This window comes from Chryseobacterium formosum, from assembly GCF_026460885.1.
In the GTDB taxonomy this organism is placed as follows: Bacteria; Bacteroidota; Bacteroidia; order Flavobacteriales; family Weeksellaceae; genus Chryseobacterium; species Chryseobacterium formosus.
In genome coordinates this window covers 48,687-61,327 of record NZ_JAOVZW010000027.1, presented here as the reverse complement: position 1 = coordinate 61,327, position 12,641 = coordinate 48,687, and the positions used below count along the sequence as shown (strand labels likewise).

Below are 12,641 nucleotides of genomic sequence, written 5' to 3'. Positions count from 1 at the left end.
ATGCAATTTATTAGTTTTAAATTTGTTCTTTCAAATTTGTGATATGAAATCGGGGAAGAAGACTATCTATCATTTTTGAAAAAATAAACAAATCAATATGAAACATTTTGAAATATCCGTGCTTGATTTAGCTCCCGTAAAACAGGGGAAAACCATTCACGATACTTTTCAGGACAGTTTGTCTTTAGCAAACCATACTGAAAATTTAGATTATAAAAGATTCTGGCTTGCCGAACATCACAATATGGAAAGTATTGCAAGTTCCGCAACATCGGTTCTGATTGGTTTCATCGCCAATGGAACAAAAAAAATAAGAGTCGGTTCAGGAGGAATTATGCTTCCAAATCACAGTTCACTCGTTATTGCCGAACAATTCGGAACTTTGGAATCACTTTTTCCGGGAAGAATTGATCTCGGTTTGGGAAGAGCTCCCGGAACAGATGGTTTGACGGCTCAAGCTTTGGGAAGAAATCCGGCAATCATCAATGAACAATTTCCGAGACAGATTTTAGAGTTGCAAAAATATTTTTCGAAAGAAAATTCAAACGCCTTGGTTCGTGCAATTCCCGGTGAAGGTTTAAATATTCCGATGTATATTCTCGGTTCTAGCACAGACAGTGCTTGGTTGGCTGCAGAATTGGGACTTCCGTATGCTTTTGCGGGACATTTTGCTCCCGAACAAATGGATATGGCTTTTAAAATTTACAGAGAGCATTTTGAGCCTTCAAAATATTTAGATAAACCTTTTGTTTTGGCTTGTGTCAACGGAATTGCTGGAGAAATTTCTGAAGAAGCCCATTTTCTTTCAACGACATTGTTTCAAGCATTCATTAATATTATCAGAAACGACAGAAAACCTTTTCCTGCGCCAATTGAAGACATGGATACAGTTTGGTCAGCCATGGAAAAATCTATGGTTTTACAGAAATTGAAATTCAGTTTCATCGGAAATCAGGATGAAATTGCTGAACAGATCAAAAACTTTCAGGAAAAATATCAGGTGGATGAACTGATGATTAATTCTCATATTTATGACCATCAAAAAAGACTGGAATCATATAAGATTATTAAGAAAGCTACAGATTCTTTATTCTAATTTTAGTTCCCACGGATTTCACGGATTTACACAGATTGTTTGAGAATAAAAGGAAATCAAAGATTTTCAAATCTTATGTGTTCTAAAGTTTTTTCAAAATTTTAAGCTAAAAACTAATGCGACTCATGTGTTAAAATGCTTTTGTGTCTAAAATTTATGGCTTAAAACAAACCACTCATATTAATTGTTGATGCTTATTTTATTGAGTATCTTTGCGAAAATTTAAAGTAAAAAATGTCAGATATTAAACTAAATACTATTCCAGAGGCAATTGAAGACCTTAAAAATGGTAAAATAATTATAGTGGTAGACGATGAAGACAGAGAAAATGAAGGTGATTTTCTTTGTGCTGCCGAATTGACAACACCTGCATTAATTAATTTTATGGCAGTTCACGGAAGAGGCTTGATCTGTATGCCGCTTCCTGAAAAAAGATGTGACGAGCTTGGTCTTGACGTAATGGTAAGCCGAAGCAGTGATCCTAAAGAAACTGCTTTTACGGTTTCTGTTGACCTTTTGGGTGACGGAACTTCTACAGGAATTTCCGCAGGAGACAGAGCAAAAACCATTTTAGCTTTGATGGATGAAAAATCTAAACCAACAGATTTTATGCGTCCAGGTCACATTTTCCCGCTTCGTGCAAGAAAAGGTGGTGTTTTGAAAAGAGCAGGTCATACCGAAGCTGCAATTGATTTAACAAGCTTGGCTGGTTTAAAAGAAGGTGGTGTGATTTGTGAAATTATGAATGAAGATGGTTCTATGTCTCGTTTGCCGGATCTACATGTTTTTGCTCAAAAACACGATATGAAAATCGTTTCTATTGAAGATTTGATTCATTATCAGCTTAAAAAAGGAAACTTAATCGAAAGAATTGAGGAAAGAAAAGTACAAACTGCTTATGGTGAATATGATTTCTGTGCTTTCAGAGAGACTTCTAACGATCAGATTCATTTTGCTTTAACAAAAGGATCTTGGACGGTTGACGAACCTGTTTTGGTAAGAGTACAATCTTCGGATTCTTATTTCGATGTTTTAACCAGATTGAACAACGGTGAAAAGCCATTATTGGAAAAAGTAACATCGATGGTTAATGAAGCAGGAAAAGGAGCAATTATTTTCATCAATAACGTTTCAAATTCTGAAAATACACTAAGAAAATTACAGCAGTTTTTAAATTATCAGGATGGACAACAAAAACATCCTACAGTTGCATTCAATTACAGAGATTACGGAATCGGAACTCAGATTCTGAAAAATTTAGGAATCAATAAATTTAAAGTAATTACTCAAAATCCTAATGTAAAACCTCAGGTTGGAGGTTATGATGTTGAAGTGACGGAGATGGTTCAACTTTAAAATGTGAATGGTGAATGGTCAATTTTGCTTCGCAAGTGAATTTTTTATTTTCTTAAATTGACAGCGTAGCTAATTCACTATTGACAATTGACTTAATAATAAAATGGCTTGAGTAAATCAGGCCATTTTTATTTCGTCAAAATTTCTAAATCCGTTTAGAAAATCTTTGATATTCATTCTTTTTTTGCCTTCCAATTGTAGTTCTAAAGGAAAATACATTCCGTCTTTGGTATAGATTTTAAAATCATTTTTAGAAATTTCTAAGCTTCCAACAAGTTTTCCGTGCTCTGAAACTTCGAATTTTCCATTGTATATTTTTAATCCTTTTTCCTCTTCTCCTATTTTTAAAGTGGTGAAAGCTGCAGGATAAGGCGACATTCCTAAAATAAACTGATGAACTTCTTTTGAAGTTTTTGTCCAGTCAATTCTAGTATCTTCTTTAAAGATTTTATAAGCGTTTTTCGGATGTTGAACTTCGGGTTGAGGTTTTTCAATAATTGAATTTTCTGCTAATCCATCCAAAGTTTTTACCACCAATTTTGAACCCATTTCCATCAATCTGTCGTGAAGATGACCTGCATTTTCATCTTCTAAAACTGGAATTTCTTCCTGTAATAAAATATTTCCTTCATCAATCTTTTCATTGATAAAAAATGTAGTTGCACCCGTTTTTTTCTCACCATTAATTACTGCATAGTTAATCGGAGCTGCGCCTCTGTAATCAGGAAGCAATGAAGCGTGAAGGTTGAAAGTTCCCATTTTTGGCATTTCAAACAAAACTTTGGGCATCATTCTGAAAGCAACAACAACAAAAACATCAGCATCCAATTTTTTCAATTCCTCTAAAAACTCAGGATTTCTTAATTTTTCAGGTTGAAAAACAGGAATATTATTTTCTGCAGCAAAAACTTTTACAGGAGATTGATTGATTTTTTGTCCGCGTCCGCTTGCTTTATCTGCAACGGTTACAACGGCTACAACCTCATGATGAGATTGGTGAATAGCCTCCAATGCAGTCTTTGCAAACTCCGGAGTACCTAAAAAAACGACTTTCAATGATTTCATGGTACAAAGATAAAACTCTTGAGTTATAAGTTAAAAATTATGAGTTATGAATTTCTATTACTTATTACCAATTATTGATTACTTATGTTATAGCGTAAGTACGGAAATTCAGCATTTTCACTTTTCCTGAATCTAATAAGAAAATCAGATTTTCTAAGATATTTTCTTTGGTTTGAAACTGCAATTGAACCGAAATTTCTTCGATGGTTGCGGGCTTTTTATTTAAAACTTTAATGATTTCCAAAGAAACATTTTTTCCGAAAATCGATTGCTTGTTTTTTTCGCAGACCGTACATTGTCCACAATTCTTAGCATTTTTTTCACCAAAATAGGAGAGAATCAATTTCATTTTGCAGTATTGATTGTCTTCAATAAAGAATTTCATTTCTTCCCATTTCTGGATTTTGTTTTTTTGAATATGTTCAAAAAGGTTCCAATAAATTCCACCATTTGATCTTTCGTCACGTGGTTTTAAAAATTTTACTGAAGCTAATGCACCATCAATATATTCCAGATAATTTTTCTGTTGAAGTTCTTTCAGTCTTTCTTTGATGAGATGAATGCTTACACCAATTTTATCGCTTACTTTTTGCTCGCTGAACATCACTTTATGAGTGGTAATTCCTGAAATACTTCTAAGCATTAATTCGATAAAATAAGCATCCTTTGCTGGAAGTTGGTCAATTTCATCTGGTTTAATGAGGAGTTCAAGCGAAGACAGACTTTTATTGCTGTTGTGAAAAATAATTTCTTGGGTATGAAGAAAATTCAGAACATTTTTAATTTTTGCCGTTGAAAGTTTTGTGAAACTCTGAATTCCTGATGTATTTAACTGAAAAACCTTCTCTGGGAGCTCAAATTCTGCCACCTGAAATTTAGAATAGAGATAACTTATGATTTTTAAAAACTCTGTTTTGCTTGGAATCTGATTTCTTAAAATTTGATCAAAATTTGAAATTTCCTGTTGATTCCAAAGCATAAAAGCATAACTTTTCTTTCCATCTCTTCCAGCACGACCGATTTCCTGATAATAGTTTTCAATCGATTGGGATGGAGAGAAGTGAATCACGAAACGTACATTGTCCTTATCGATTCCCATCCCAAAAGCATTCGTTGAAATCAATACATTTTGATCACTATTGTTCCAGAAATTCTGTCTTTCGTTTTTTTCTTTAGTTGATAATCCAGCATGATAATAATCAACATTTTCAATTTTTTTTCTGTGAAGAAATTCAGTTAATAATTCAGCATCTTTTCGGGTTCTTACATAGATTATTCCAGATTCTTTAGCGTATTTAAGAATATTAAAAACCTTTTGATATTTGTCTGAAACTTCTTCTGAAAATATTTTAATGTTGTCTCTTTTAAAACTTTTCTGAAATATCTGAGGATTTTTAAGTTCAAGTTTAGATTTTATTTCATCTAAAACTTTTGGCGTTGCTGTTGCTGTTAATGCAAGACATGGAATTTCAGGATTATTTTTTCTGAAATCTTTTATGTTCTGATAACTCGGCCTGAAATCTTGTCCCCATTCTGAAATACAATGTGCTTCATCCACTGCAATAAATGATAGCTGAATTTCCTCAATTTGCTGAAGAAACAATTTATTAGTGAGTCTTTCTGGTGAAACATATAATAATTTAGTTAAACCATCTTTACATCGATTGTAGATAACTTCTGCATCAAATTCATCCAATTCAGAACTTAGATATTCTGCTTCAATTCCTCTGAATTTTAATTGATTTACCTGATCTTTCATTAAAGCCAAAAGCGGCGAAATTACAAGACAGGTTCCTTCCTGCAACAAAGATGGAAGTTGATAGCATAATGATTTTCCTGCTCCTGTAGGAAGTAAAACTAAGGTGTCTTTTCGGTTAATTACAGAATCAATAATTTGTTCCTGTGAGTCTCTAAAATGATCATAACCCCAAAAATGTTTTAGGGTTTTACTTTTCAATTCGGTAAAATCTTGCGGAGAAATCATAAAGTAAATGTAATAAAAGTATTGAGACAAAAAAAGCCACGCAATGCGTGACTTTTAAATTTATAATAAGAAATTTTATTATTTAGCTTCGAAGTAAACCCTTCTGTTTGCTCTGTTTTTCCATTCAGGACATTTAGTAGCTGGATCACACTCAGGATATTTAAGGTCTTTTTCACCTCTACCTACAGCGTTTAATTTAGAAGAATCAACACCATTTTTAATCAAATAGTTTTTCACACTGTTTGCTCTTCTTTCAGATAACTTTTGGTTATATTCGTCAGAAGCTCTTGTATCCGTTGCTCCAATTACAGTATAAGTACCTTTTGAAGAGTTGATATAATTTACAGCATTGTTAAGAATTGGTGTGTTTGTAGATAAAATTCTGTCAGAATTTAAATCAAACTCAATTCCTTCCATATTAGTCGCAGTTTCTATTACAGGTCCACTTGGTCCAACTGGTTCAGTTGGTGTCAAAGGACAACCTTGGTTTTCAACCGGTCCTGGAACTGTTACACATTTATCGTAAAGATCGATTACTCCATCTAAATCTGTATCTAAAGCTACACCAGCACCGTCAACTCTTGCACCTGCAGGAGTATCAAGTTGTCTGTCCCAATCGTCACAAACTCCATCGTTATCAGCATCTCCTTTTTTACAAACTTCAATATCTTGGTTTTTGTTAGCCAAAACATCTAGCTTGTAATAGATTTCCTGCAATGGATCGTGCCACATTAGGTGAGATTCGTGTTTTCCTAATTTTAAAGATAAACCAACTGTAGCGTTGAAGAAGTTGTCAGAAATCTGATCTTCTCTTTTGTTGATGTCGCTGTATTGAGCACCACCTCCGTCAAATTCATCATCACCTGTGTAAACATACATTAGTCTTGTTTCAAGATCTAATCTTCTGTTTACTTTAAATTTAAGACCTGCTCCAGCCTGACCGAAGAAAGAACCAAATTTAAAAGGCTTAATTTCTGTCATTAATCTTTGTCCTGTAGCATCTTTTTGATATGCTCTGTATGCTAAAGTACCAATACCAGCATAACCATGTAATGCCCATCTGTAAGTTGATTTGTTATCAACTCTTCTCAATAAATTTGAGAAATTGATGTCTCCCAAAACTGAGATTGCATCATATTGTGTTCTTGCACCAACTTGCTGATAAGTTGCATTTGCAGGCGCTGAATCTTTAGTATTAAACCAACCTTGTCTTGTTTCTCCTCTGTCGTACTGTAAATTAATACCAAAAGCATGAGTAATTGCTTTATCAATACTTACAAAAGCTGAGTAACCGAATAGGTTTTTACCGTTACCATTTTTAATAGACGTTAAATCTCCTGCTTGTATCAATGGTACTCCGGCTCCAAATGAAATCGCCCAATCGTTAAATCTTTTAGATTTTTGTGTGAAGGGAGAGATATTGGCAGAGCCAGATGAAAATGTATTTGGGTATTCATCAGTAGAAACTACGGCTATCGAATCTTGTGCATAGCTCACTGTGGGTACAGCTAATGCTAAGGCAACAATTGCTAAACTTAATTTCATAATGTATTTTTTTATTTAGTTAATTAAATGATTATTTTTTTGCGAAAGCATTAGTTGGTTGGGCAACCATTATTATTTGGTGAACCAGGTACTGTAACACACTTATCGTATAAGTCGATTACACCATCAAGATCCATATCCAATGCTACACCAGCACCGTCAACTCTTGCACCTGCAGGAGTGTTAAGTTCTCTGTCCCAATCATCACAAACTCCATCGTTATCGTTATCTCCTTTTTCGCAGACAACCAATTCATTTGTTGTATTTTCTAATAGATTTGCTCTGTAATAGACTTCCTGTAAAGGATCATGCCAAGCTAAATGTGTTTGATGTTTTCCTAATTTAAATGATAAACCTAAATTAAATGTCATCATTGCATCTGAGTAAGAATCATTAATTAAGTTATAATTAATTCTATCTCCATTGGGATTTTCTAAAGCTCTACCTTCACCACCACCATCAAATTCTTCATCAAAACTGTTGATATACATCATTCTTGCTTCAATGTCGATAAGTTTAGAAACGTTATATTTCAAACCAACTCCAGCTTGCATGAAAAATGATTCAATACCAAGTTTTTGATCAATCATAATTGGGATTCTTGGAGGATTCGTGCTCCATCTGGAAGCATCATTATCTATAAGCTCAGTTTTATAGCCCATAAAGCCAGCACCAATATATCCGTGTAATGCCCATCTGTAATGCGAATAATTATCAACTCGTCTTAAAAGATTAGAAAGATTAATATCTCCTAATAATGAAACTTGTTGATATTCAGTCCAAGCATCAGCAACACCAGCTGCAGGATTATTTGGTAATTTTCCTTGCTGGTTTGTTTTACCCATTTGGTATTGTAAACTAAGACCAAATGTATGTGTGATTTGCTTATCAACACTTGCGTAAGCATTCCATCCCCAGTTTACTTTCTTATCATAAAAAGAAGTAAGATCTGCAAAAGCCATAACCGCAGGACCACCTCCTATAGAAATAGACCAATCGTTAAATTTTCGAGCTTTGTTGTCAAATTTTTGAATGTTTGCAGAACCAGAAGAAAACGTATTGGGATATTCGTTTGTAGAGTTTACCGAAATACTGTCTTGAGCATAAGTAGCAATAGGCAAAGCTGCCAATAATAATAAACCTAATTTCATACAATATGTTTTATTTGTTGTTTTTTTTAACTAAAATTTTTCAATAATATCCGAGAAAATTCCCTTTCAAAAAGATGTTTTTTATGAGGGATTTCTAACCTTTCTGATGTGAATTTCAACTCATCATACTTCACTATATCAATGTCGATTATTCTATCGGTGTAAACTTTTGAGATTGTAGAGTCAGTAAGTCGTCCCATTTCAATCTCTATTTTTTTCACGTAATCAAGCAGTTGTATAGGCGATTGGTGAGTAGATATTATTGTTGCAATATTACAAAAAATATTAGAACTGGCAAATTCTACGGGTTCGGATGTTAAATATTCACTTTTTTTTAATATAAAACAGGTCTCGCTTATTTTGTCTAAAGCGGTATCAATATTTTTTTTTTGATCACCAATATTACTTCCGAGTAACAAAACGACTGTATGTTGCGACATATAAGAAAAATGATTGTTTATGAAGAGTTTCTTTAAAAATGTATTGGCAAATATAGTCGCTATTGTACTATTATGCTTCGTGTTTTTCTTCTTTTTTATTATAATGATTGCCGTTGGTTCGATGGGTGGAGAAAAATCTGTTTCAGTGAAAAAGAATTCTGTTTTAACTATTAATCTGAATACTACTATCATCGATAGTCCTACAGAAGAGCAACAGAGTATTTTCAATATGAAAAATAAAAACAGCAATATTCTTATTTATGATGCTGTAGAAGCTATTCACAAAGCTAAAGAAGATGATAATATCAAAGGAATTAGTATTGAAGTAGATAATTTTAATGCTGGAACTACACAAATTGATGATTTAAGAAGTGCTATTGAAGATTTCAAAAAGAGCGGAAAATTTGTTTACGCTTATGGAAATTCAGTTTCGCAGGCTTCTTATTATTTAGGTTCTGTTGCAGATCAATATTATTTAAATCCATCTGGTGGAATTGAATTGAAAGGTTTGGCTACAGAAGTTACTTTCTTCAAAGATTTTGCTGAAAAATATGGGATCGGAATCGAAGTTATCCGTCACGGAAAATTCAAATCTGCTGTTGAACCGTTTTTAAGAAATGATATTTCTCCTGAAAACCAAGAGCAGCTGAGTACTTTATTAAATGATATTTGGGGAAATACTTCTTCGAAAATGGCAGCTTCAAGAAAAATGAAAGCTGAAGAATTTAAAACTGTGGTGGATAGTTTATACGGAATGATTCCTGATTTAAGCTTAAAATATAAATTGGCAGATAAATTAATTCAAAAAACGGAGTATGACCAGATTATCAGAGCAAAATTAAACCTAAAAGCTGATGATAAATTAAACAGAGTTTCTCTTCATAAATATATTGATTCTTTTATAAATAAAGAAAAATCTGGCGATAGAGTAGCTGTTTTATACGCTTCAGGTTCTATTAATAATGGAGACGAATACAATGAAATCTATTCTGAAAAGTATATTAAATATATCAAAGATCTTCAAGAAGATGACAAAGTGAAAGCGGTGGTTTTGAGAATTAATTCTCCGGGTGGAAGTGCAAATGCTTCTGATGAGATTTTATTCGAACTTCAACAGTTGAAAAAGAAGAAGCCTTTGGTTGTTTCGTTCGGTGATTACGCTGCTTCAGGTGGATATTATATTGCAATGGGAGCAGATAAAATTTATTCTGAACCTAATACTTTAACTGGCTCAATCGGAGTTTTTGGAGTAATGCCTTACTTTAAAGATATTGCCAATAAAAACGGAGTACGTTCTGATATTGTTGCAACCAATGCTAATTCAGCATATTATTCTTCATTGCACGGTCTTACGCCTTATGGAGTGAATTTAATGACAAGAAGTGTTGAGGGAACTTACAAAAGATTCGTCCATTTTGTAACGCAAAACAGAAAGAAAACTTTCGAACAAATTGATAGTGTTGGCGGAGGTAGAGTTTGGAGCGGTGTTCGTGCAAAAGAAATCGGATTGGTTGACGAATTGGGAACTTTAAATGATGCTGTGAAATTTGCAGCACAAAAAGCAAACTTAAAATCATACAACGTTGCTTCTTATCCTAAGAAAATGACCGCTTTTGAACAGATTTTTGAAGACTTAAATGAAGATGATATTTCTGCAAGAGTGATTAAAAATAAAATTGGTAAAGCCAACTATGAGATTTTAGAGCAGCTTACCGATGAAAAATTAAAGTTTGAGGTAAAAATGGAAATGCCTTACAAGATCAAGATTAACTAAATTATTATTGTTCATAAAAAATCCCGATTTGAAAATTTCAAATCGGGATTTTTATTTTGTAAATTTTTTATTTTTTAGTTACCATTCTGTAGATTGCAAGCAAAAGAACTGAACCTCCGATTGCAACAAGGAAACTTGAAAAATTAAATCCTGTAACATCTACTCCGAATATCATTGATCCAATCCATCCTCCAAGCATACTTCCTAAAATACCGATGATGATTGTTACAATCCAACCTCCAGGGTCATTTCCTGGATGTAATGCTTTTGCGATTGCCCCTGCGATAAGACCGAAAATGATCCATGTCAAAATTCCCATAGTTTAAATTTTTAATGTTAGTAATTTGATTTATTTTCAAAAAATAAGATGAATTATCTTTTCTTGAAAAATGAATCTACAAACTCTGTACCATTAAAAAGTTGAAGATCCTGCATCTTCTCTCCAACACCTATATATTTTACCGGAATTTGAAATTGATCTGAAATACCGATAACAACACCTCCTTTTGCAGTACCGTCTAATTTTGTTACCGCTAAAGCATTCACTTCCGTTGCTGCTGTAAATTGTTTCGCCTGTTCAAAAGCATTCTGACCTGTAGAACCATCCAAAACCAATAAAATCTCGTGTGGAGCATCAGGAATTACCTTTTGCATTACTCTTTTGATTTTAGAAAGTTCATTCATCAAATTAATCTTATTGTGAAGTCTTCCTGCAGTGTCAATAATTACAACATCTGCATCTTGAGCGACTGCACTTTGTACAGTGTCGAAAGCAACAGAAGCAGGATCAGAACCCATCTCTTGTTTTACGATGGGTACGCCAACTCTTTCGCTCCAAATAACCAATTGATCTACGGCTGCAGCTCTAAATGTATCTGCTGCACCCAAAACTACTTTTTTGCCTTCAGATTTAAACTGATGAGCCAATTTTCCGATTGTTGTAGTTTTTCCGACTCCATTTACACCGACAACCATAATTACATATGGTTTTTTTGAAGTATCAATATTTCCGCTCCCTGAATGAGGGTTTTCCAAAAGAAGTCCGGAAATTTCATCACGTAGAATCTGGTCTAATTCATTTACACCTACATATTTATCTCTTGCGACACGTTCCTCAATTCTCTCAATGATTTTGATGGTTGTAGAAGCGCCTACATCGGAAGCAATAAGTATTTCTTCTAAGTTATCCAGAACTTCGTCATCTACTTTGCTTTTGCCGACTACGGCTTTAGTCATTTTTTCAAAGAAACCCTGATTAGATTTTTCTAAACCTTTGTCTAAAGTTTCTTTTTCTTCTTTTTTAAAAATATTTTTAAACCAACTCATTTTTATGAAATATGGAAATTTTGTTTATTGTTGGAAGCTGGTTGTGGGAAGTTTGATGTTTACCATTGTATGTTTTCACTTGTTGGAACATCTGACATCCAGCTTCTAACATCCAGCTCTATCAAAAGCAAAGATAACAAAAAAACTACCCAAAAAATGAGTAGTTTTTATATTGTAAATAAAGTAACTGATTATTTTTTCAAATAAGCGTCTACTTCGTCTGCATTCATTACTTTTTCTTCGAAAACGTAAGCATCTGATTTAGATGACTTCACCATTTTCACAACTTTAGTCATTTTTTTTGACTGTCCGCTTTGTAGGGTTGCTACTACTTTCTTTGCCATGGTAAATTATATTTATAAATTACTTGATTTCTTTGTGAAGGGTAGATCTCTTAAGAACCGGATTGTATTTTTTCAATTCCAATCTTTCTGTAGTGTTCTTTTTATTTTTTGTAGAAATGTATCTAGACATTCCCGGCATACCACTTTCTTTGTGCTCTGTACATTCAAGAATTACTTGAACTCTATTTCCTTTTTTTGCCATGATTTAGTTCTTTTTAATCAATCCTTCTCTGATGCCTCTTTCGATAGCTTCTTCGATTCCAATCTTGTTAATGATTCTCAATCCATGAGCTGAAACTTTAAGCGTAACGTGCTTGTCTTGCTCTGGAAGGTAAAATTTCTTTTCCAATAAGTTAATTTCAAAACGACGCTTCGTTTTGTTATTAGCGTGGGAAACGTTGTTACCAACCATTGCACGCTTTCCTGTTATCTGGCAAATTCTTGACATATCTCGATGTTCTTATTTGTATAATATTTGAGGTTGCAAAATAACAAATAATTTTTTAGATAGACAAGTCTTTAGATAAATTTTCTAATAATTATTTGTCAGTTTTAATGAG

Annotated in this window: 13 protein-coding genes; 3 read left to right on the top strand and 10 right to left on the bottom strand. The window is 33.4% G+C overall.

Going from position 1 to position 12,641, the window contains the following annotated elements; all coding sequences use genetic code 11:
* The first annotated feature begins 97 nt into the window (after positions 1-97).
* The gene (locus tag OF897_RS19195) at positions 98-1,096 is read left to right on the top strand and encodes an LLM class flavin-dependent oxidoreductase (RefSeq protein WP_267267281.1); all 999 of its coding nucleotides are present in this window, start codon (positions 98-100) and stop codon (positions 1,094-1,096) included.
* A gap of 234 nt (positions 1,097-1,330) precedes the next feature.
* A complete protein-coding gene (gene ribB, locus OF897_RS19190) occupies positions 1,331-2,452 on the top strand; it encodes a 3,4-dihydroxy-2-butanone-4-phosphate synthase (protein ID WP_267267280.1) in 1,122 nt (373 codons plus the stop codon).
* Between the two features lie 117 nt (positions 2,453-2,569).
* On the opposite strand, the gene fmt is transcribed toward ribB, so the two are convergent.
* The 5 genes from fmt to folK all read right to left on the bottom strand — a co-directional run bounded on the left by fmt (position 2,570) and on the right by folK (position 8,637).
* Positions 2,570-3,517, bottom strand: coding sequence for a methionyl-tRNA formyltransferase (gene fmt, locus OF897_RS19185; RefSeq protein ID WP_267267279.1), 948 nt, complete (start codon positions 3,515-3,517; stop codon positions 2,570-2,572).
* 82 nt (positions 3,518-3,599) lie between these two features.
* The gene (locus OF897_RS19180; protein WP_267267278.1) at positions 3,600-5,501 is read right to left on the bottom strand and encodes a RecQ family ATP-dependent DNA helicase; all 1,902 of its coding nucleotides are present in this window, start codon (positions 5,499-5,501) and stop codon (positions 3,600-3,602) included.
* A gap of 78 nt (positions 5,502-5,579) precedes the next feature.
* Positions 5,580-7,046 carry an OmpA family protein gene (locus OF897_RS19175; protein ID WP_267267277.1) on the bottom strand — a complete coding sequence of 489 codons (1,467 nt, stop codon included), beginning with the start codon at positions 7,044-7,046 and terminating at the stop codon, positions 5,580-5,582.
* A gap of 50 nt (positions 7,047-7,096) precedes the next feature.
* Entirely contained in the window at positions 7,097-8,197 is a 1,101-nt protein-coding gene (locus OF897_RS19170) for an OmpA family protein (RefSeq protein ID WP_267267276.1), read from the bottom strand.
* A gap of 26 nt (positions 8,198-8,223) precedes the next feature.
* Positions 8,224-8,637 (bottom strand): 2-amino-4-hydroxy-6-hydroxymethyldihydropteridine diphosphokinase, encoded by a 414-nt coding sequence (gene folK, locus OF897_RS19165; protein WP_267267275.1) that lies wholly within the window; start codon positions 8,635-8,637, stop codon positions 8,224-8,226.
* Positions 8,638-8,656: 19 nt separating this feature from the next.
* Here folK and sppA point away from each other — a divergent pair, with 19 nt between their 5' ends.
* A complete protein-coding gene (gene sppA / locus OF897_RS19160) occupies positions 8,657-10,411 on the top strand; it encodes a signal peptide peptidase SppA (RefSeq protein ID WP_267267274.1) in 1,755 nt (584 codons plus the stop codon).
* Positions 10,412-10,478: 67 nt separating this feature from the next.
* Here the strand turns inward: sppA and OF897_RS19155 are convergent, their stop codons facing one another.
* The 5 genes from OF897_RS19155 to rpmB form a co-directional block, all read right to left on the bottom strand.
* Entirely contained in the window at positions 10,479-10,730 is a 252-nt protein-coding gene (locus OF897_RS19155) for a GlsB/YeaQ/YmgE family stress response membrane protein (RefSeq protein WP_050377379.1), read from the bottom strand.
* A 53-nt stretch (positions 10,731-10,783) separates the two neighbouring features.
* Positions 10,784-11,737, bottom strand: coding sequence for a signal recognition particle-docking protein FtsY (ftsY, locus tag OF897_RS19150; protein ID WP_267267273.1), 954 nt, complete (start codon positions 11,735-11,737; stop codon positions 10,784-10,786).
* Positions 11,738-11,928: 191 nt separating this feature from the next.
* Positions 11,929-12,081 (bottom strand): DUF4295 family protein, encoded by a 153-nt coding sequence (locus OF897_RS19145; RefSeq protein ID WP_066755245.1) that lies wholly within the window; start codon positions 12,079-12,081, stop codon positions 11,929-11,931.
* A gap of 19 nt (positions 12,082-12,100) precedes the next feature.
* The gene (gene rpmG, locus OF897_RS19140; protein WP_027373683.1) at positions 12,101-12,283 is read right to left on the bottom strand and encodes a 50S ribosomal protein L33; all 183 of its coding nucleotides are present in this window, start codon (positions 12,281-12,283) and stop codon (positions 12,101-12,103) included.
* 3 nt (positions 12,284-12,286) lie between these two features.
* Positions 12,287-12,529, bottom strand: a complete 243-nt coding sequence (gene rpmB, locus OF897_RS19135) for a 50S ribosomal protein L28 (protein WP_034760742.1) — start codon at positions 12,527-12,529, stop codon at positions 12,287-12,289.
* Positions 12,530-12,641: the final 112 nt, after the last annotated feature.

Coding starts and splice junctions, on each gene's coding strand:
- OF897_RS19195 (WP_267267281.1), top strand. CDS start 98: ATGAAACATTTTGAAATATCCGTGCTTGATTTAGCTCCCGTAAAACAG.
- ribB (WP_267267280.1), top strand. CDS start 1,331: ATGTCAGATATTAAACTAAATACTATTCCAGAGGCAATTGAAGACCTT.
- fmt (WP_267267279.1), bottom strand. CDS start 3,517: ATGAAATCATTGAAAGTCGTTTTTTTAGGTACTCCGGAGTTTGCAAAG.
- OF897_RS19180 (WP_267267278.1), bottom strand. CDS start 5,501: ATGATTTCTCCGCAAGATTTTACCGAATTGAAAAGTAAAACCCTAAAA.
- OF897_RS19175 (WP_267267277.1), bottom strand. CDS start 7,046: ATGAAATTAAGTTTAGCAATTGTTGCCTTAGCATTAGCTGTACCCACA.
- OF897_RS19170 (WP_267267276.1), bottom strand. CDS start 8,197: ATGAAATTAGGTTTATTATTATTGGCAGCTTTGCCTATTGCTACTTAT.
- folK (WP_267267275.1), bottom strand. CDS start 8,637: ATGTCGCAACATACAGTCGTTTTGTTACTCGGAAGTAATATTGGTGAT.
- sppA (WP_267267274.1), top strand. CDS start 8,657: ATGAAGAGTTTCTTTAAAAATGTATTGGCAAATATAGTCGCTATTGTA.
- OF897_RS19155 (WP_050377379.1), bottom strand. CDS start 10,730: ATGGGAATTTTGACATGGATCATTTTCGGTCTTATCGCAGGGGCAATC.
- ftsY (WP_267267273.1), bottom strand. CDS start 11,737: ATGAGTTGGTTTAAAAATATTTTTAAAAAAGAAGAAAAAGAAACTTTA.
- OF897_RS19145 (WP_066755245.1), bottom strand. CDS start 12,081: ATGGCAAAGAAAGTAGTAGCAACCCTACAAAGCGGACAGTCAAAAAAA.
- rpmG (WP_027373683.1), bottom strand. CDS start 12,283: ATGGCAAAAAAAGGAAATAGAGTTCAAGTAATTCTTGAATGTACAGAG.
- rpmB (WP_034760742.1), bottom strand. CDS start 12,529: ATGTCAAGAATTTGCCAGATAACAGGAAAGCGTGCAATGGTTGGTAAC.